Annotated in this window: 12 protein-coding genes; 9 read left to right on the top strand and 3 right to left on the bottom strand. The window is 61.6% G+C overall.

The features are described from left to right. Positions 1 to 511: 511 nt before the first annotated feature. Entirely contained in the window at positions 512 to 2059 is a 1548-nt protein-coding gene (locus tag VHX65_02040) for an archaeosortase/exosortase family protein (GenBank protein HEX3997307.1), read from the bottom strand. 730 nt (positions 2060 to 2789) lie between these two features. Here VHX65_02040 and VHX65_02035 point away from each other — a divergent pair. Next, a complete protein-coding gene (locus VHX65_02035) occupies positions 2790 to 3041 on the top strand; it encodes a small basic protein (protein ID HEX3997306.1) in 252 nt (83 codons plus the stop codon). Positions 3042 to 3173: 132 nt separating this feature from the next. Here VHX65_02035 and hemG read toward each other — a convergent pair whose 3' ends face one another. After that, positions 3174 to 4643, bottom strand: coding sequence for a protoporphyrinogen oxidase (hemG, locus tag VHX65_02030; GenBank protein HEX3997305.1), 1470 nt, complete (start codon positions 4641 to 4643; stop codon positions 3174 to 3176). 230 nt (positions 4644 to 4873) lie between these two features. On the opposite strand from hemG, the gene uvrA reads away from it, so the two are divergent. Next, positions 4874 to 12538 carry an excinuclease ABC subunit UvrA gene (gene uvrA, locus VHX65_02025; GenBank protein HEX3997304.1) on the top strand — a complete coding sequence of 2555 codons (7665 nt, stop codon included), beginning with the start codon at positions 4874 to 4876 and terminating at the stop codon, positions 12536 to 12538. A 41-nt stretch (positions 12539 to 12579) separates the two neighbouring features. Beyond that, on the top strand, positions 12580 to 13254 hold the full coding sequence (locus tag VHX65_02020) for a hypothetical protein (protein HEX3997303.1): 675 nt from the start codon (positions 12580 to 12582) through the stop codon (positions 13252 to 13254). A 238-nt stretch (positions 13255 to 13492) separates the two neighbouring features. Here VHX65_02020 and VHX65_02015 read toward each other — a convergent pair whose 3' ends face one another. After that, on the bottom strand, positions 13493 to 14032 hold the full coding sequence (locus VHX65_02015; GenBank protein ID HEX3997302.1) for a DUF2617 family protein: 540 nt from the start codon (positions 14030 to 14032) through the stop codon (positions 13493 to 13495). Between the two features lie 314 nt (positions 14033 to 14346). On the opposite strand from VHX65_02015, the gene VHX65_02010 reads away from it, so the two are divergent. The 6 genes from VHX65_02010 (at position 14347) to VHX65_01985 (ending at position 20549) form a co-directional block, all read left to right on the top strand. Next, positions 14347 to 15438: an SMP-30/gluconolactonase/LRE family protein gene (locus VHX65_02010; GenBank protein ID HEX3997301.1), complete on the top strand. Its 1092-nt coding sequence runs from the start codon at positions 14347 to 14349 to the stop codon at positions 15436 to 15438. 58 nt (positions 15439 to 15496) lie between these two features. Beyond that, positions 15497 to 15871, top strand: a complete 375-nt coding sequence (locus VHX65_02005) for a hypothetical protein (protein ID HEX3997300.1) — start codon at positions 15497 to 15499, stop codon at positions 15869 to 15871. A gap of 26 nt (positions 15872 to 15897) precedes the next feature. Next, positions 15898 to 16815, top strand: coding sequence for a carboxylating nicotinate-nucleotide diphosphorylase (gene nadC, locus VHX65_02000; GenBank protein HEX3997299.1), 918 nt, complete (start codon positions 15898 to 15900; stop codon positions 16813 to 16815). Positions 16816 to 17210: 395 nt separating this feature from the next. Then, positions 17211 to 17753 (top strand): hypothetical protein, encoded by a 543-nt coding sequence (locus tag VHX65_01995; GenBank protein ID HEX3997298.1) that lies wholly within the window; start codon positions 17211 to 17213, stop codon positions 17751 to 17753. Positions 17754 to 18069: 316 nt separating this feature from the next. Continuing rightward, complete coding sequence (locus VHX65_01990) at positions 18070 to 18846, top strand: hypothetical protein (protein HEX3997297.1); 777 nt, start codon at positions 18070 to 18072, stop codon at positions 18844 to 18846. Between the two features lie 266 nt (positions 18847 to 19112). Beyond that, complete coding sequence (locus VHX65_01985) at positions 19113 to 20549, top strand: hypothetical protein (GenBank protein ID HEX3997296.1); 1437 nt, start codon at positions 19113 to 19115, stop codon at positions 20547 to 20549. Positions 20550 to 20575: the final 26 nt, after the last annotated feature.

Below are 20575 nucleotides of genomic sequence, written 5' to 3'. Positions count from 1 at the left end.
GGGCCGTCTGTTTGCCGCAAACGCCAATCCTAGGGCTGCGGACGCACTTCTTGGTCCAGGCGGATCTCCCAATCCGCCGCTGTTTTGTAACGCCTTGCCAGGCTTTGGCTTATTTCAATTGTCGCGACTGCCCATCACTATGAGCTTGTTGCGCTTTCGCCACATTTTCGATGCCTGAGCGTTGTCCAATCTCGACGCATTTCTTGTTGGTCGCCAGCGATGGGCTGGAAGGGCTTTTTTCCTTGCGCAGGCATTCATGCCTGGGATGCCGATTCAATCAACAAATGGTTGTCCAGCCCCGTTCACGGGGCTTTTGATTTTTCGCGCCTTCAGCCATCGGCAGGGCCAGCGGCTAAAGCCAACTCCTCGGTAAGCCGGCTGAAGCCGGCTGCAACAATTTTTTCGTTGGTCGAAATCCCACGCCTGAAAAGGCGTGGGCTACGTAAGAACGTTCACGACGCCACCATCCCCAACACAATTTTCTTCCTCTGCTTCCTCGCTTACGTTCCGCTCAGCGACGCGCGGACGTTGCTTCTCCAGAAGGCACCGGTTGCGGCGGCTTGCTGGCAACCGAATCGCCAGCCGCGGCGGCCGGACTAACGGCCGGCGGCTTCGCGGATGCTAAATAGTTCGGGAGCGGTTTTGCCGGCAGCGGCTGGGCCGGAATGGGACTTCCAGAATTAACGGGTAACTGCTTGGCGGGCAGCGGCCTTGTCGGAAGGGGCCTCGCGGCAGCGGATGTGGCAGGCGGCGAACTCACTGGCTTGGCCGCAACCGGCCGCAATGGCAATGGCTTCGCCGGATTCGGTTTTTGGACCGACGCGGTCGGCATCGGCCTTGCCGGAAGCGGTTTGGCCGATATCGGCGCCATCGGCGCTGCCGCAGGCTGGGCGATCCGTTTCGGCGTCGCAGCCGACATTGCGACCGCACCGGCATTCGCGCGGCCACTGCCGTTTGTCGTCGCAGCCAATCCAAGCGGTGGAACCAGTCCTTCCTCGTCCTCGATGAACAAGTTCGTGAGAATCTTGTACTCCAAAAACAACAGCACCATCGCCAATGGCATCATTACCAAGCCGGCGCCGTCGTGGAAAAAGTGCTTGAGTTTTTCTTCGCTGCCGGGAAGCAGCGTAAACAAGACCCCGGTTGCGACAATTCGAAGAATATTGACCGCCAATGCAATCGGTACCGAACTCAGCACGATGATCACTCGCTGCCACATTGGAAGATCGATCAAAAGCGCCACGGCGAAGCAGAGAGCGCCGAAGATCGTGAGCATTCGCAGACCGCTGCACGCCTCCTCGACGTTCATCGGAACGCCGTTGTGTCCGACGCTGATTACCGAGCCGCTTCGCACGGCACCCACACCGATCGTCTGCAACACATAGGTGCTCGATGCGGTCGCTTGCGTCTGCAGATCTGCCGATAAGGTGCCATCCAGTTGCTGCGGTAGCGGAAGCATAAAGATCAAGAAAACGATGGGCCAGCCTGCCCAGCGCAAACTCCGCATGCCACCAACCATGACGAACACACCGCCCAAAGCCACGATAAACGAGAACCGTTCGGGCCAATAGTGCGAGGTGTGCGTTGCCCAAAGGCGCATCGCTTCACCGGCCAAAATCCCACCGAAACCGATCCATCGCTCGGCGGCCGAAATCTCGGCAAATGCAATCCGCTGCTGAATGACTAGCAATCCGCCAGCCGCGCTCAGCGCGACTCCAATCGCCTCGAGCAGTTCCACGCTCCGCGCGGGAAGCGTGATCAACGAATCGGGCAGAACGAACGGCAGCAGGCAAATGAATAAGCCGATTCCCAGCAGCGATCCGCCCAACGTGGCCAGCGATTTGATCAACGGGACGGATTCATCGCGCCGCAAGAAAAGCAGCACGCCGGCAAACAGCGGAACCAGGTAGCCGTGAGAGTATTTGGGGTTGTCCCAAAGATTCGCCGTTTCCAGCAGCGAGTTCCAATGCGTCCAAATCAGCAATTCAATGGCGGCGATCAGGATCAGCAGCGGATAAAAGGTCCTTAGCGCGTCTTTCAACCCGACCGACTTGTCCATGATGCGATCCCGCGCCTGCGCGGTCCTGAATCAAGATGCCAAACTTCAGTAGCAACCGCCTGACAAAGAAGAATTCTACGGTGCGCCGAAAAGAGCAGGAAAGCTACGCTATAGCGAATGGAGAACAAATCGAGAAAAGGGCGATGCCGAGCCGACAGCTGAGTTATGACAAAGAAAAGCTCGACGGCGAATCAGCGGCACGCTTGGATAACACCATCAGATTTTGGGCGATCAGATTTTGGGCCACACCGCGGCATGTTCCCTTATGCCAAGCGATGGAATCGAGAACCGATGCTTCCAAGCAAGGAGGTCAATCGCACCGAATCCCATCGCCGCAATCGACCTCCGCGGCAAAATGCGCTCGCGATTTGCTCCCCCTTTGAAGTTGACAGGCGCCACCGCCAACTTCAACTCCACGTGGCCCTACGGCCATCCCTCTGCCGCCGCAACCGCAGGCTTCATTTCACGATAGACACCCCCGCCGGGATTGTCAAACGATTTGTCGCTGAAATTAAGTCTGCCGGAAGCCGGCAACGATTCTTCTCCGCGATTCGGGGAGACAACGGCTATTTTTTCGCAGATTTTTCGCCAGCTCGCAACAAGTGTGGCTTGCCGTTCGTTGCAATTCGAAAAGTTGTTGGACATGTCCACCTTGATCGCGCGGCGGAGCGTTCCTTATACTGAGCGGTTTGCCAATTGGCCGAATGGTTTGATGTGAGGTTCGACGACCATGACGATGGACAAAAGCTTGCGAGTCCGCCGCGGACTGATCCGCGCCCGGGGCGTGTTGACTCGGGCCGAGCGGATTGCTCGCCTGCAAGAGGCCGACCGCTGGAAAGAAGGTCAAAGTGCATTGGGGCTGCCCAAGGTGCGCGTCTTCAAGCTGGCGGTGAAGAAGAAAAAGAAGAAGAAGGAAGAGGAAGGGGAGGAAGGGGCCGCCGCTCCTGCCGCCGCCACAAAATCGGCCGCCAAGGGGAAATAAGCGCGCTCCATCGCCCCGCGGTCCGACATTCCCCCGCGGGCTTTTTTGGCGACCGTGGCCCGTCGCTCGCTTGCGGTTTCGCGCATCGGCGCCGCGCCCCGGCTATTCCCGTCCCTGTTCAGCATCCAGCCTTTAAATCTCGGCCGGCGCCCGCCGCAGGCTTTCCAAGACCCGCTCCGCTGCGGCCTCTCCACTTGCCACGACTTGCGGAATGCCGACGCCTCGAAAGGCATTGCCAGCTAGCGCCAATCCGTGGATCTCCGCCACCCGTGACTCGATCCTGGCCACCCGTTGCAAGTGTCCGAGGTGATACTGGGGCATCGACTGCGACCATCGGGCGACAATCGCCAGCTTCGGCGACCCGCGTGCTCCGAGCAGTTCGGCAATTTCTTCCGTCGCGATTTGCTGCAATTCTTCGTCGCTCCGCTCGAGCAGGTCGGCTTGGCACGCCCCGCCGATGAAAATCCGCAGCAACACCTGGTCGGCCGGCGCCCGGCCGGCGAATTTCTGGCTCGAAAAACTGGCCGATAGTATCCGCCGCCCTTCGATCGCCGGCACCACGAAACCGAAACCGTCGAGCGGGTGGGCGATTTGGTGGCGATCATAGGCCATCGACAATACCGCAGTGCTGGCATAGGGAATCGCCGACAAGTCGTCCGACAACTGCGGATCGACCGCCGCCAGTAGCCGGCCCGCAGCCGGGGCCGCCGTCGCCAGCAGCACGGCATCGAATTCCATCTGATTCGATCGAACGTCGCTATCGGCTTGGATGCCGCTTGCCCTGAACGTCAACCGCCAGCCGGTATCCGATCGCTCGAAAGTGGATACTTTCGTGTTTAGCAGCACCGTCTGGGTCGGCAAACGGGCCTTGATCGCATCGACGAGCGAAGACAATCCGTCTCGCGGCGTAACGAACAGCGAATATCGTGCCCCGCTGGCGTGCGACACTCCGGCATCCCCCTTCGCTCGCTGCCGCAGCGCGCCGCGGATCAGGCTACCGTGGGTCCGCTCCATGTCGATAAACCGCGGGAGGGTCGCCGCCAAGCTAAGCTGCTCCGGGTCGGCGGTGTAGATGCCTGCCACAAGCGGTTGCACGAGCCGCTCGAACGCCTCGCGCCCCAATCGCCGCCGGACGAACGATCCTAAGCTTTCGTCGCCATCGGCTCGACGTCGCGGAACAAAATACTCCCATGCCAACCGCATCTTGCCCGCAGGGCTGAGAATCGGCGTCGTCAGCACCGGCCAGATTCGCGCGGGGGCCATTAACGCGAATCCTTCGGGAACCGCAAGCAAGCGGCCGCGGCGAACGACGAACGCCCGCCGGCCCGCGTGGTTGGTCGAGATCAATTGGTCCGCGATTCCGACCCGCCGGCAGAGATCGAGCGCGGCGGGCAAATTCGTGATGAAACTATCGGCCCCGCATTCGATCAGGAATCCGTCGCGCCGCACGGTCTGTAGCGAACCGCCCAACCGCGGCCCAGCCTCGAACAGCCTAATTTGGCAAGAAGGCTCGAGTTCTCCCAGCCGATGCGCCGCCGCCAACCCGGCAATTCCTCCGCCGACCACCGCAACCCGGAGGCCAATGTTCTTGTCATGTTCCATGGTTGCGATTGTAGCACCAAGCTCGACGCGCGAAACCTCAAGCGTGCCTCGCCATCTCTCGGTGGATTGAAGCACGCTTGCGGTTTCGCGCGTCTGCGTCTCATCCTTGTCCCTCGTCCCTCGCCTCTCGTCCCTAGCCCCTCACCCATCCCTCCCCTACAATACTTCTCGACCGCGACGGATGCGTCGTTCTTGCTATCCCGATTCACCAAAGGATTTCACGCGAGCGCATGCCCGCTTCGGATATTGTCGTCAAGGGCGCCCGCGAACACAATTTGCGGGACGTCGATCTGGTTCTCCCGCGAAACAAGCTCGTCTGCCTCACCGGGGTGAGCGGGTCGGGCAAGAGTTCGCTGGCCTTCGATACGTTGTATGCCGAAGGGCAGCGGCGCTACGTCGAAAGCCTTTCGACATTCGCCCGCCAGTTTTTGGGCCAAATGGCCAAGCCCGATGTCGATCACATCTCGGGGCTCAGCCCGTCAATCTCGATCTCGCAGAAATCGTCGGGGCAAAACCCGCGCTCGACGGTCGGCACGGTCACCGAAATCTACGACTATCTGCGCGTCCTCTACGCCCGCACCGGCCAGGGGCATTGCCCGAAGTGCAATCGCCCGATCACGGCCCAAAGCCGCGAGCAGATCATCGAACGGATCCTGTCGCTGCCGGACGGGACGCAGTTTCTCGTGCTGGCCCCGCTCGTACGGGCGCAAAAGGGAGAGCACCGCGATCTGTTCGTCGATTTGATCAAACAGGGTTTTTCGCGGGCAAGAGTCGATGGCCGCGTCGTGCAGCTCGCCGAAGACCTGCGGCTCGATCGGCAGATGCGGCACTATATCGAAGTGGTCGTCGATCGTCTGACGGCGTCGAGCGGCGTTCGGCCGCGGCTGGCCGAGGCCGTCGAGTTAGCGCTGCGGCTCGGCGAAGGGAGCTTGATTGTTGCGACGCGCGAAACCGCAAGCGATGAGGCTGCCGAGCGCGATGGTGGTGCGGCGGACGATGCTGTGCTCGTCGACGAAGATAATAAAAATGAACCCGATGAAGAGGACGGCCCGGCGAAAGCCATCAAACGCGTCGCCGCCCGCGGTGAGGGCGACATCGTGCTCTCGGCCCACTACGCCTGCACGCACTGCGGCCTGAGTTTTGAAAGCCCTAGCCCGCAATTGTTCAGCTTCAACAGTCCGCAGGGGATGTGCACGACGTGCGACGGCCTCGGCGAAATTTACGGCTTCGATGTCGCGCGGCTGATCCCCGAGCCGAAGCGAACCTTCAAGGAAGGCTGCTTCGAGTTGATGGGCCCATGGAAAGAAATGGGGCGCTGGCGGCGGCACATCTATCAAGGCGTCGCCGATACGATCGAACGGCTGCATGGCCTGCCGCGCGGCACGATGTTGGAAACCCCCTGGCACGGCCTGCCCGCCGAATTGCAGAATCTCTGGCTCTGGGGCACCGGCGAGCAGCACATCACGTTCACCTGGCGCGGCGGCTCGCATGGCCAAAAGTACGGCGGCCATTTCGAAGGCATCTTGCCGCAATTGCTCTCGCGTTATCGCTCGTCGAAGAGCCGCATCCAGCGCCGGCAATTGGAAAAATACATGAGCGTCGTGCGCTGCGGCGCTTGCGGCGGAGCCCGGCTGAACCCACAGGCCCGCTCGGTAACGCTCACGTCGGCGCAGACGAAGTTCGCAGACCGGCCGGAGCGCACGCTGCCCGAAGTGTGCAGTCTTTCGGTGGCCGATGCCGCGGAATTTTTCGGCGCCTTGAAACTCGACCCGATCGGACAAACCATCGCCGCCGAACTGGTAAAGGAAATCCGCGGCCGGCTCGGGTTTCTCGTCAACGTCGGCCTCGAATATCTCACGCTCGATCGCACCGCCCCCACGCTCTCCGGCGGCGAATCGCAACGCATCCGGCTCGCCGGGCAAATCGGCTGCGGGCTGGTCGGCGTGCTCTACATTCTCGACGAACCGTCGATCGGCCTGCACCCGCGCGACAACCAAAAACTTCTCGACACGCTGACGCAACTGCGCGACAAGGGCAACACCGTGCTGGTGGTCGAGCACGACGAAGACACGATGCGGGCCGCCGACACCATCGTCGATTTCGGCCCCGGCCCGGGCGTCCGCGGTGGACACTTGGTGGCGCAAGGCAATGCGACGGCGATCGCCCGTTCGCCTCGGAGCGTTACCGGACAATATCTCTCCGGCAAACTGAAGATCGAAGTGCCGGGCGAGCGCCGCATTATTGCCGTGCGGCCGGCGGAGCCCGCAGCGCTAGCAAGGGAAGGGGCGAGCGGCGAGGGGCGAGGGGCGAGTACGGAGATAGGCGGCGCGGCATGGGAAGTGGTGGATTGGACCGCTCGGCAAGCGGAGGTGTCGCGGCGGCGGCGAGCACGGCTCACCGCCGACGATGCCGATAAAAATGACCGCAATCGTACAAAGAATCAGGGCACGGCGGATCCGCAAGTTGCGGCACCGGCCGCCGCCCCAACGTCCTTCGTTTCGAATTTTTCAACACCCACGCTGCGGATTCTCGGCGCCCGGCACAACAACCTCCGCTCGGTCGATGTGGAAATCCCGCTCGGGGCGTTCGTGTGTGTCACCGGGGTGTCGGGCTCCGGAAAGAGTTCGCTGGTCAGTGATATTTTGGTCGAAGCCCTGCGCAGGGATTTGAACGGCGGTGTCGGTGCGCCTGGGGCATTCGACCGGCTGGAAGGCCTCGAGCATCTTGATAAGCTCATCGCCATCGATCAGTCGCCGATCGGCCGCACGCCGCGGTCGAATCCGGCCACCTATATAAAGGTGTTCGACGACATTCGCGACCTATTCGCCCGGCTGCCGGAATCGAAAACCCGTGGATACAAACCGGGCCGATTCAGTTTCAATGTCAGCGGCGGCGGCGGGCGGTGCGAGGCGTGCGAAGGTAATGGCTCGAACCGGCTGGAAATGGATTTTCTCGCCGACGTGTGGGTTACTTGTCCGGTGTGCGAGGGACACCGCTTCAGCCGCGAAACGTTGCAAGTGCGATTCAAAGGCAAGAACATTGCCGAAGTGCTCGAGATGGACATCCAGCAAGCGCTCGAGCATTTCGAAAACATTCCCGACGTGCGGCACAAGCTGCAAACACTGCACGACGTGGGCCTCGATTACCTCAAGCTCGGCCAACCCTCGCCGACGCTATCCGGCGGCGAGGCGCAGCGGATCAAGCTGGCTCGCGAGCTGGTGAAAAAGAGCACCGGGCGAACATTGTATCTGCTCGACGAGCCGACCACAGGCTTGCACTTCGCCGACATCCGCATGCTTCTGAAGGTGCTGCACGATTTCGTCGATGCCGGCAACACCGTCCTCGTGGTCGAGCATAATCTCGACGTGATCAAAACTGCCGATTGGCTGATTGATCTCGGGCCGGAGGGGGGCTCCGGCGGCGGCCGGATCGTCGGCGCCGGCACACCCGAATCGCTGGCCGCCATGCCCGAATCGCAGACCGGCCAAGCGCTCGCGGCGTATCTCGATCCGAAATTGCAGCGCGAAACGCAAAAGGCCAATGCAGCCGCAAGAGCCCAGCGCAAGAAGGCCGGCGGCAACAACGGCCCAAGCCGCGGCATCCGCGTCCGCGGCGCCGCGCAGCACAACCTCAAAGGCATCGATGCCGATATCCCGCGCGACAAGATGACCGTCTGCTGCGGTCTGAGCGGTTCCGGCAAGAGTTCGCTGGCGATGGACACGATCTACGCCGAGGGGCAGCGCCGCTATGTCGAAAGCCTCAGTTCCTATGCCCGGCAGTTTGTCGGCCAGATGCAAAAGCCGAAGCTCGAATTCATTGATGGCCTGTCGCCCGCCATCGCTATCGAACAAAAACACATGGGGCACACGCCGCGATCCACCGTCGGCACCGTGACCGAGATTTACGATTATCTGCGCGTGCTCATGGCCCGGCTCGGCCAACCCTATTGCCCCGCGTGCGACATCCCGATCGGCACCCAATCGGCCGACGAAGTGATCGACAAACTGATGTCCGAGCCCGAGGCAACACGGCTCTATCTGATGGCGCCGCTCGAAATTCACGTCGGCCAGGAATACGAAACGCTGTGGGACGAGATCCGCGCCGCCGGCTATCCGCGCATGCGCATCGATGGGAAGACGTATAACGTCGACGAGCCGCCGACGATCGATCGCCGCCGCAAGCATTTGGTCGAAGTCGTGATCGATCGAATCACGGTGCGCCCCGACGCTCGTTCGCGGATCGCCGGCAGCGTCGAATCGGCGTTGGCCATGGGCCGCGGCGTGATGCACGTTGCCTATGTGTCGGACACTGCTGCCGAGCCGCGCTGGCGAACCGAGGTGCACAGCCAGCACTTTGCATGCGACCGTTGCGGGCGGAGCTTCGAAAGGCTGACGCCGCACAATTTCTCGTTCAACAGCTCGCTCGGCTGGTGCCCGACCTGCGAAGGCTTGGGCGTGCAAACCGGCGCGAATCCGGCCGCATTGATCCACGACCCGAAACTGACGCTCGCGGAAGGCGCGATCCGGCTCTGGCCCGAAGTGGCGGCGGCGAAGAGCCCGCGCGAAGGGGGACCCGGCGGCGCGCAAAATGAGCCAGTCCCCGGCGGCGCGCCGCCAGTGTTCGCCGCGATGTTGGCCGCGCTCTCGGCTCACACCGGGGTGCCCGCCGACGTGCCGTTCGAGCAACTTACGGCCCGGCAGCGGCGTGTGATCCTCTACGGTTGCGGCGATGAATGGATCGAGGTGCCACAGCCGGCGCCGGCGAATGAACCCGCTCGACGGTCGAGCAAGAAGAACGCGGCCACAAAGGCCGATGGCAAGAACGCGTCGCTCTGGTTCCGCTTTCAATACAAAGGGCTCTATCCGGCGCTCGAGGAGGCCGGCCGATTGTCGCCCGCCATGCGCGGCAAGCTCGATCCGCTGATCGATGAAGTGGAATGCTCGACTTGCGACGGCACTCGGCTGCGCGACGACGCGGCCGCCGTGCGGCTCAAGAATCTCACGATTGGCCAGATCGGTCGCCTTTCGCTTGCCCGGCTTGTCGATGAGCTGGCCGGTTGGCAATGGACGAGCGAAGAAAAGAAGATCGCCGGCGAATTGATTCGCGAGGTGCAAACTCGCGTGCAGTTTCTCGTCGATGTCGGACTGGAATATCTCACACTCGCCCGACCGGCCCCGACGCTTTCGGGCGGCGAAGCGCAGCGGATCCGGCTGGCCAGTCAGGTCGGCAGCGGACTGTGCGGAGTGCTCTACGTGCTCGACGAACCGACGATCGGTTTGCACCCGCGCGACAATCGCCGGCTGCTCACCGCGTTGGAAAAACTTCGCGATTTGGGCAACACGCTGCTGATCGTCGAACACGATCGGGAAGTGGTCCGTGCGGCGGATCAGCTTCTTGATTTCGGTCCCGGCGCCGGTGAGTTCGGCGGTCAGATCGTCGCCCGCGGCACGCCGGCCCAGGTCGCCAAGCTCAAAGGTTCGGTGACCGGACCGTATCTTTCGGGCAAGAAGAATATTCCCATCCCGAGCAATCGCCGCATGGCGTGGGCTGGACCGAGCTTGATCGACTCGCGAAACCGCAAACGAGCTTCGAAGTCGACCGGCGAGGGAAAACGCGCCGGCAGTGTTGCGCGCGGCGCACAGCCGCCGTTGACGGAACCGCCCGGCGGCGGATGGCTCGAAATCGTCGGCGCGCGGCACAACAACTTGCGGAATGTCACCGCGCGCATTCCGCTCGGCACGCTGACGGCGATTTCGGGTGTCAGCGGCAGTGGGAAAAGTTCGCTGATCGAAGATGTGCTGTATCGCTCGCTGGCCCAGAAATTTCATCGGGCCCGCGTGATCCCCGCCGCTCACGACGAAATCCGCGGATTGCAGCGGATCAATAAAGTGATCCGCGTCGATCAGCATCCGCTCGGCAATTCGCCGACCTCGAATCCGGCCACCTACACCGGCGCCTTCGACCTGATCCGCACCCTGTTTGCCCAGCTCCCCGACGCCAAGGTGCGCGGCTATCAACCGCGGCGGTTTAGCTTCAACGCTCCCGGCGGGCGTTGCGAAGCCTGCGAGGGAAACGGCCAGAAGCGAATCGAAATGCACTTCTTGCCCGACGTCTGGGTCGAGTGCGACGTGTGCCGCGGCCGCCGCTACAATCCCGAAACGCTGGCCGTGCGGTTCCACAATCAATCGATCGCCGACGTGCTCGACATGCCCTGCGGCCGGGCCGTGCGGCTATTCGAAGACATTCCGAAAATCCGCCGCATTTTGCAAACGCTGTGCGATGTCGGCCTGGAATACCTGACACTCGGCCAACCGGCTCCGACGCTCTCGGGCGGCGAGGCACAGCGCGTCAAACTGGCCGCCGAATTGGCCCGGCCCGACACCGGCCAAACGCTCTTTCTCCTCGACGAACCGACGACCGGCCTGCATTTCGACGATTTGGCCAAGTTGTTGGACGTTCTCAATCGGCTTGTCGACTTGGGCAACACGGTCGTGGTGATCGAACACAATCTCGACGTGATCAAAACGGCCGATTGGATCATCGACATGGGCCCCGAGGCCGGCGAAGGGGGCGGCTATGTCGTCGCGACCGGCACGCCGGAGCAGATCGCACTAGGGGCGAGGGACGAGGGGCGAGGGGCGAATGGAGGTCAGGCTTTCCAGCCTGACAGCGTTGAAAGGGGCGAGGAAGTAGGGGCGAGGGGCGAGGGGCGACGGCAGAGCGTCGTATCCTCGCCCCTCGCCCCTCGCCCCTCGCCCCCACTTTTGCGGTCGCACACCGGCGAAGCGCTGGCGGCGGTGCTCGCCGCCGGGCCCTATGTCGAACGAGTGCCGCACGATTTCGCCGCGGCAACCGCGAAGCGGCCAAGCGATATCGATATTGCCGAAGTCGGCCGCGATGCCAAAATGCCCTGGGAAGCGGATGGCCGCCGCTGGCATACGCAAGATTGCATCAGCCGTAATGGCCAGCCATGTCGTTGGGACGGACAAATCCTCGCCCGCGTCGTCGACCGCATTCATGAATTAGGCGAGTTCAGTCCGACCGATTGGAAGAATCGTAGCGTCGTCGAAATCAGTGCGCCTAAGAAATCCGACGGTTGGTTCTTCCACGCGATTACGCTCGAGCAATGGCTGCTGAAGCTGAAGTTCCGCGTGGCCCGCAACACGTTCCAGCGCGACGATCTAGTAGCCCGGCTATGGCTCAAGCCGCTGAATCAACTCGCGGAATTGCCCGTCTATGGCAACGAGCCGCGCGTGCAATGCAAGAGCCTGCGTGGGCCGTGGCAGGAAGTGCAGTTGCACGTGCATTCGCTCGAGGAGATCGATCGGCCGGAATTCTGGCAATTCCTCGAACAGGCCGTCGCCGGATTCCAACGATTTACGCAGCGCGTGCAGCAGCGGCCGGAAGATGTGATGCCGTGGAAGGTGCTTGGGCAGAAATGGCATTTCGCTCGCAAGGGATTTCCGCCTGGCAAGAAAGTGCAATGGGACCTCGACCTTCTCGAAGGCCTGTGCGAGATGCTGGCGGAAGCGGCCGAGGGAGCGCAGTTCCTGTGGAACAATCAGCAGATCGTGCACTTGCTCGTTCGCGGCCAAAGCGAGCCCTGGGCAACGATCCACACGAAGCGAACCGACGCCGTGTACCTGCAACTCACCGGCCCGAAGAATCGCTTCGCTTTGGGCCAATTGACCGAATTGGGCAGCGATCGCAATCTCGATACCACGTCGCCGCATTTCGACCGCATCCATTTTTCCTTCCACTCGATCGACGATCTGGGTGACGGCGACATGCGGGCCTTCCTAGCCGATCACGCCGCCGCCACGATGGCCAATGCCCAGTCGTCGAAACAATCGATCTTCGAAAAATCCCCGCGCCTAAAACAAGCCGTCTCGTAGCTCCTCGACTCTTCTCCCCCCTCACCCTCGTCCTTTCTCCGATGCCCGATCCGTTACTGCCCGCGAGTTTTCTCTTTCGCTATAGCGTGCCATGCCGTTACCAGGCGGAGGCATGGAGCGAGGCGGGAGCGAATTTGGGCGAGACGTTTCGGCTGCCGAGCTTCGCGTCGCTCGATGGCGGGCCGGAGGGACACGATCTGCGCTGTGGATGGAGCGAAGCCGGGCTGACGTTTTGGGTGCGCGTCGTCGGAAAGCGGCAGCTTCCCTGGTGCCGCGAGAATCGAGTCGACGAAAGCGATGGCCTGCATCTCTGGATCGACACGCGCGACACCCACAACATCCATCGCGCTGGCCGTTTCTGCCACTATTTCGTGTTTCTGCCGAGCGGCAGCGGCAATCGGCTGGCCGATCCCGTGGCGGCGCAGATGCTCATCAATCGAGCCCGGGAACAAGCTCGTCCGGTGCGGCCGGGCATGCTGGGCACGCGGAGCCGAAAGCTCGCTGACGGCTACGAGCTCGAAGCCCACATCGCCGCAGCCGCGCTGACCGGCTTCGACCCGGCCGAGCACCCGCGGCTCGGTTTCATGTCGGCCATCGTCGATCGTGAATTGGGAACGCAAACCTTTTGCGCCGCCGCCGATTTCCCCTACCAGGAAGATCCCAGTCTGTGGGCCACACTCGAGCTCGCGGGCGCGAAATCAATCGCGCGGCGATGACCGCCCGGCGATAGCGAATCGACAAATCTGAGCCTGACGGGCTCATTCCACCAACCCGGGGCGGAGCCGCGCGAGCGGCGGAGCTGAAGGGGTCGTTTCACGATTCGCATCGCATTGAACGGCCCTGTCGGGCCGACGCGTCGTGCGGGGCGGTTGCGCCAGGCCTCCGCCGCTTGGGCGGCTCCGGCCTGGGCTGGCAGAATCGGCCTTTCAGGCGGGATCGATACGTCGCTTCGCGTTATGGCAACTCGAATAGCGACTGGCTTTTGACGATCGCGTAGTCGTCGGGGAAAGTGTGAAACGCTTGCACTAGCAAGCTGCGGTTGCGCGTTTCCACGTTGATGTAGCTCAGCGCGCCCAGCGCCATTCGGCCACTGGAATCGAAGCGGTGGAGCATGCCCTGGTGCTTTCCGTCGAGAGCTAGTTCCTGTTGAAACGTCCAGAAAAGTTGGGGATCGACGGTCTCGAGTTGGAAGCTCATCTGGTAGCGCACGCCGCCGCGGCATTCGACGCGATCGTTGCGCTCCCCCTTCAGCAGATAGGAGAGCAGCCGGCGCTTTTGCGGCAGCGGATGCTGGGCGCTGGCGGCCACTTCCGTGAGCGTGATGCCTTGGTAGCGCCAAGCGACGACGTGACCGGCGCTCGTGATATTGATCGTCGCCTGATAGCCGCCGCGCTCGACGGAGCGTGAGGAATGGACCTCGAAAAGCTCGGGGTGCAACGCGCGTCCATAAACATGAAACAACAACTCGGCAACCTTCGGTCGAACGGACAACACGGCGTAGGATTCCTTCTTGCGGACGAGCGGAGACAGAAGAGCAAAAACTGTTCACCACTGCCGGTTGATTTTATGCCAAACCGGCCAAGCGACAAAGGGTGATTTTTTTTTGAGCACTGGCAACCCGCAATAATTTCGCGCCGGCTCGTCTTGACATCGCTCGCCGGGCTTGGTCCGCGCAGCAAGGATGCGAAAGATCGACGGGATGGATCTTGCACTCGCCGCGATCGAAAGCGAGCGTTGACAGCGTTTTTGGTTATACTGTTGGCACGTGCAAAACAGGCGGCCCGTCGAAATCCATTCGGAGAATTTTCATGGCGAACGTTGAATTGATTCGGCCATTGTTTTGGGCACTGGGGCTCTCGCTCGCCGCGTGTGCCGCGGTTATTTTGCCCACCGCGGTTCAAGCCGACGAACCGCCGCCGCAGGCCGAGCCGCATGCGCTGCACGAGCATCCGACGTTCGGACAGATACGCGGCTTCGATTCGCGTTTCGACCGGCTCATTCCCAAGGATGCCAAGTTAGAAAAACTTGCCGAAGGCTTCGTGTGGAGCGAAGGACCAGTCTGGATTCGCGACGGCGGATATCTGTTGTTCTCCGATATTCCGCGCAATCGGATCATGAAATGGCATGCGGACAAACTCAGCGTGTTTCTCGAGCCGTCGGGCTATTTCGAAATGAAAGAGAAGCCGCGCGGCGGCGAAACCGGCTCCAACGCGCTCATCACCGACGCACAAGGCCGCATCGTGATGTGCCAACACGGCGCCCGGCGCATCGCGCGATTAGAAAAAGACGGCACGCAAACCGTCTTGGCCGACCGCTACCGCGGCAAGCGGCTCAACAGTCCGAACGACTTGATTTACAAGTCCAACGGCGATCTTTATTTCACGGACCCGCCCTATGGGCTCGAGAAAAACTGGGACGATCCGGCGCGCGAACTGGATTTTTGCGGCCTGTTTCGGCTCTCGGCCGACGGGAAGCTGGAAGTGATGACCAAGGAATTGGCCCGGCCCAACGGTCTTTGCTTTTCCCCCGACGAAAAAACGCTGTACGTCGCCAACAGCGATCCGAACAATCCGGTGTGGATGGCCTATCCGGTCGAAGCCGACGGCACCCTCGGCAAGGGGCGCGTGTTTTTCGACACCACGCCTTGGGTCAAGCAGAATCAGCCGGGCTTGCCCGACGGCATGAAAGCCGATCGTGATGGCAATCTGTTCGCCACCGGGCCCGGCGGATTGCATGTGTTCAGCCCCGACGGCACGCACTTGGGCGTCGTCGACACCGGAGAGCGAACGTCAAATTGCAATTGGGGCGACGACGGCTCGACGCTCTACATCACCGTGCACATGTACTTGGCCCGGATCAAAACGACGACAAAGGGCAATCCGGGGGGGCCCAAGAAATAGGGTTAGGCGCTAGGGGTTAGGGTGAGGGATTAGGGGCGGCAGAGGCGGAGGCACAGCGATGAAGAATTCGGCGATGCTGTTCGGCGGCGCCCTCGCGGGTGGGATCATTGGCTATTTCGGATTTTTCTGGATGGCTCAGCAGGGGTTCTATGCGCTTGCATTGCCCGGCGGACTGCTCGGTTTGGGAGCGGGGATTGGCAAATCGAAGTCGATCATTCCGGCGATTATCTGCTGCATCGCAGCGCTCGCGCTTGGGCTGTATACCGAATGGAAGTTCGAGCCCTTCAGCGTCGACAATAGTTTTAGCTATTTCGCCGGCCATATTCATCATTTGCGCCCCGTCACGATGCTGATGATCGCTGGCGGCGCGTTTGTCGGATTTTGGGTCCCGTTTCGACGGGTCGAGCCGCGCTCGGCGACGGCGAAGTCTTAGTTTCCTGAAGGCAAGTCGATTTCGCCATGTCCAAGGAGTTCGCGCAGATTGAATGGGACACCGCGCTCGAAGCCGAATGCCGGCGCATCCTCCAATCGGCATTCGATGAGGATTTGCAAAGCGCGGGCGATCTCACGACCGACGCGTTGGTCGACGCCACCGCAACCGGCCGGGCGGCAGTCGTAGCTCGGCAGGCGGGCGTCGTGGCCGGATTGCCGGCTGGAAAAATGGCGGTCGCGCAATTCGATCCGCGCATCCAGTGGCGGCCAGAATCGGCTGACGGATCGGCGATCGAAGCCGGCTCGGTTTTGGCAACGATTGCCGGGCCGGTGCGCAGCCTGCTCAGCGTGGAGCGCACGCTGCTGAATCTGCTGGGCCGGCTGTCGGGGATCGCTACGCTGACGCGGCGCTTCGTCGATGCCGTCGCGCCGGCGCCGGTGCGAATCTACGACACACGCAAGACAACGCCCGGCTGGCGGCGGCTTGAAAAATATGCGGTGCGGCGGGGCGGAGGGTGGAACCATCGCTTGGGCCTCTTCGACGCGATCCTCATCAAAGACAATCACCTTGCCGTGGCCGCGGCGGCCGGCTCGAATCTCACGCCGGCTGCGGCCGTTCGCCGCGTGCGCGAACGCATCAAGGTCGCCGCCGCGAAGCCGGGCGGTTCGATGATCGTGGAGATCGAGGTCGACACGCTCGATCAATTGCGAGAAGTCCTTTCCGCGGGACCAGATATCGTCCTGCTCGACAACATGCCGCCTGCGGTGTTGCGTCAAGCGGTGGCGATTCGGGACGAATCGGCCCAAGGTGTGGAGCTCGAAGCCTCCGGCGGAATCACGCTTACGACGATCGCCGAAATCGCCCGCACCGGCGTCGAGCGAATCAGCGTCGGCGCATTAACGCACTCGGCTATTGCGCTCGATATCGGCCTCGACTGGCAGTGATTCGGCGGCGCCATCGCCGGCGGAACAATCGGCATTCGCCTCAATCCCGTTATATTCGGATCGCTTTCATGCGAAAGAATTTGACGGTCTCCAACTCCGGCCTATCGTTTCATTGTCCTTGCGCTTTGGGGAGAGGCGCGGGGTACTGGGCGCGGCCGGGGACGAATCGGACATGAGGGGACCCTGCCGCGCCAGTTTTATTTCGCGCCTTCTCCCTATCGTTTTCAACTACCTTCCTTCGCCGGACGATGCGATTGCCGGCCATGTTGCTTTCACGCCACCATTTGCGGTCTCAAACAAGTCGCCGCCGATCCTTGCGCGGGCGAAGCACTCGGACCAATCGGCAGTGGAATCATCGAAGCGCGGCGCGGCGCGGCTTCACGTTCATCGAAGCAATGACGGCGGTCACGATTGCGGCCGTTGCCGGGGTCGCGCTTCTGACCGGCGTCAATTCGGCGCTGCAAAACACAACGTTCGCCATCGAGCAAACGATTGCCACTGGCATGGCGCAGCAACTGATGGATGAAATCGCGGGGCAGGAGTATGCCCGCGTGCCGTCGAGTCCGTACGACAGTCCGCTGGCGCCGAACACGGCTGAATCGGCCGGCCCGGGCCGATCGCAATATACGAATCTCGCGGACTACAACGGGATCAGCAATTTGCCGCCGCTCGATCCTTGGGGGATCCCGTTGGGAAACGACAACGGCCAAGGCGGGACCCGAAATCCGAGTATGCAAATCGCTTCGTATTTCGCGAACTGGCAGGTCACGGCATCGGTGTATTACGTCAGCGCGAGCAATCTTTCGACGCAACTTACCTTAGGGCAAACGAGCAACTACCGGGCGGTCGAGGTGCATGTCTCGCTGCGAGACACGACGGGCACGTTGCATCCGCTGGCCAACTTGCGTCAGGTTTTTGCCTATGTTCCAAGTTCATAAGACCATGCCGCGACAGCCCAAACTAGCCCGAAGCCTAAGCGAGGGTGCACCGCAAAAGAGCGTTGCTTATGCTTCGGGGTCATGTGGCGACCCGCGTGCCAGTGGCTCTGCTGTTGCCTGTGACGGGAATAGCGCGAACTCGCGGCGCCCCCTCGCTAACGCTCGGCCGAAAAATAACTTTTACACAGACCATCCTCCCCTTGCGGGAGAGGGCGGGGTGAGGGGTTTGAAATGCGGAAGTTATTTCGCGGCCGAGCCTAACCCTTCAGATTTATGTATTGGCTGCGGCAGCTTTCGATCTCCGAACCGCGGCGGCATGACCATTGTCGAATTGCTATTTGCGCTGATGATCATGGCGATGATCGCGGTCGCCCTGCAGGCGATGGTCAGTAGCGTCGAGTTTGCGAACGACTATTCACAAGGCTACGGTATCGCCACGCAACATGCCCGGGCCGCGCTCGACCGCATTCAAACCACCGTTCATCAAGCTTACGGCAAATCGATTTATCCAGGCGTCTGGGTCACGCAAGACACCGATGGCCAGTGGACGTATCCAAACACACTTATTGTCTGGCAGCCGAACGGCACTCCAGCCAATCCGTCGGGGCCGCCGTTGGTGCAAGAGTTGGTGATTTTTTGCCCCGACCCCAACGCTCCGAATGACCTTGTGCAGCTTACCGTGCCCGGCAATACGACCGCCGTGCCGACAACCAATTCCGCATCCTTGACGACGCTGGTCAACAGCCTGAAGACGAGTTCGTCGGCGAACAAAGTTGTGCTGACGAATCTACTGAATGTCGTGTCGGTCGCCGATTCCGGCAACAGCGCCTCGACAACGCGGCCGGCCGTATGGTTTATCGAGACGCTCAGTCCATCGGCGACGAGCTGGAATTCGTACCTGGCCGGCACGACGACATGGGCAAATCTTACATGGCCCCAAGGGATTTGCAGCGCGGCCGAGGGACGCACGCAAGTGTGGCTGCGAAGCGAAATCCAGTTGATGCCCGGCGTCGCGTGGTCGGGACAAAACTCGGCCTCGGCCACGCCGATCCCGTTTCTTGGCTCCGCCTGCTTCAACTATTCGCTGCCCTAATGCTTCGCCCCATGACACCATATTTCGAACGCGACCGTGAGCCGGCTACCGGCAATGGCGAAGCCGGCGGCACACGGTCCACCACACGAGCCCGAAGCGTTAGCGAGGATGCCCCGCGAGTTGACGTCTTCCGCGCTGCAGGCACTGGCAAAGCCAGTGGCACACGGCGGGCAAGCACTGGCAAAGCCAGTGGCACACTACGGACGGAGCCGATCACACGGCGGCGGCGCTCGCGACGGCGACGCGGCGTAGCCATCGCGCTGGTATTGGGGCTGATCTCCATCGCGCTGGCCATGGCGTATGCACTGTTGCGGTCGCAAGGCTTGAATGTGTTGATCCAGGGAAATGGAAACCTGCGAAACGAAGCTCGCGAGGCAGCGCTCTCCGGCTTGGCAGCCGGCTTGCAACGAATGAGCCAATCGGGCTGGAGCGGAGTGAATAGCACGTTCACCGGCGCGCTTAGCAGCACCGATAGCTACAGTGTCACCTTCACCGCCGGCGATCCCAATCTCACGACGCAAGACTCGCGACAACCATATCGCGTCACCGTTTTATCGACGGGTTATTCAACCAGTTCGCTGTTGCAACAATCGCAAACCACGAGCTACCGGGTGCGGGCCGTCGTGGCGCTGTCTCCTCGGCAACTCGGCACCCAGCCGACGAATTGGTCGACGATGGTGCAATATTCATTCTATCAAACGAAGAGCGGCACGGATTCGCTCGATCCACCATGCCAAGTGACCGGACCGGTATTTTTGCAAGGCGCCCTTTCGTTGGGGGCGGACTATGCATGGAGTTCCGCCGCTTCGCAACGATTTTTCACCGACCTGAATTCGATGCGGCTTGCCGGAGCGGGCGACGATCGGCCGTTCACCGGAAAAATCTCCTTGCCGACCGGCTGGCAGTCGGGCCAGACGATCTCGACGCTCGGCTGGCTTGGCCTTTCGACCACGAACGTGGCAATCGGCACATCGCCGAGCATTCCGCTGCCCACGAATCTCACGACGTATCAGATTTATCCCGGCGGACCGGTGTACACCGTCGGCGCCGTGCCATCGGGTGCTAGCAGTACGACGCTCGGGCCCGATATGGTGCGGAATCCACTGGGTATCTATTTCAGTTCAAGCTCCCTCTCGACCGGCAGCAACCTGACCGTCAACGGCACCTTGATTTGCGGCAGCAGCCTGACCATCGGCGGCTCGGGCACGACGATCACTCCCGTAAGCCTGCCTGCGCTTGACGGCAGCAGCACGCCTATTCAATTGCCGGCGGTGGTGAGTGCTGCTGGAGTTTCGTGCAATTCGTCGGCGGTCGCCACGTTCAACGGAGCGGTGCTATCTGGCGGCGGTTTTTCGATCCTTGCAGGGCCGCAGGCGAATGTGGTTTCCGTGGTCGGACCAGTGCTGGCAAATACGTTCAGCATCAGCACACGGAACGAGTGGAATCAATCATCGTTCATTTGGGGAATCTACTACGCCTTGTTTCAAAACCAGTTGGGCCTCGCGACGCCGCCGCGAATCGCCTATTTTCCCGTTTGGCTTTCTGGCATCGGCCTGAATCCAATTCCGACCTTGACCGTAATGCCCAATACGACTGTACTCACATACCAATGGCAGGACCTGACGGCTGGGCCGGTTTTCGTGATCAACCCCGCCGACGGCGGTCTCCGCTGGACGCTAATCTCGTGGACCGAAAATGTGTGAGAGCAGGGGACAACGAGGACAGGCCA

Source organism: Pirellulales bacterium (assembly GCA_036267355.1).
In the GTDB taxonomy this organism is placed as follows: Bacteria; Planctomycetota; Planctomycetia; order Pirellulales; family DATAWG01; genus DATAWG01.
Note: the sequence above shows the minus strand (reverse complement) of the source record. Positions and strands in the feature narration are given on the sequence as shown.

Bases quoted from the DNA above. Each gene is read 5' to 3' on its own strand.
- VHX65_02040 (HEX3997307.1), bottom strand. From the start codon at position 2,059: ATGGACAAGTCGGTCGGGTTGAAAGACGCGCTAAGGACCTTTTATCCG.
- VHX65_02035 (HEX3997306.1), top strand. From the start codon at position 2,790: ATGACGATGGACAAAAGCTTGCGAGTCCGCCGCGGACTGATCCGCGCC.
- hemG (HEX3997305.1), bottom strand. From the start codon at position 4,643: ATGGAACATGACAAGAACATTGGCCTCCGGGTTGCGGTGGTCGGCGGA.
- uvrA (HEX3997304.1), top strand. From the start codon at position 4,874: ATGCCCGCTTCGGATATTGTCGTCAAGGGCGCCCGCGAACACAATTTG.
- VHX65_02020 (HEX3997303.1), top strand. From the start codon at position 12,580: ATGCCCGATCCGTTACTGCCCGCGAGTTTTCTCTTTCGCTATAGCGTG.
- VHX65_02010 (HEX3997301.1), top strand. From the start codon at position 14,347: ATGGCGAACGTTGAATTGATTCGGCCATTGTTTTGGGCACTGGGGCTC.
- VHX65_02005 (HEX3997300.1), top strand. From the start codon at position 15,497: ATGAAGAATTCGGCGATGCTGTTCGGCGGCGCCCTCGCGGGTGGGATC.
- nadC (HEX3997299.1), top strand. From the start codon at position 15,898: ATGTCCAAGGAGTTCGCGCAGATTGAATGGGACACCGCGCTCGAAGCC.
- VHX65_01995 (HEX3997298.1), top strand. From the start codon at position 17,211: ATGACGGCGGTCACGATTGCGGCCGTTGCCGGGGTCGCGCTTCTGACC.
- VHX65_01990 (HEX3997297.1), top strand. From the start codon at position 18,070: ATGACCATTGTCGAATTGCTATTTGCGCTGATGATCATGGCGATGATC.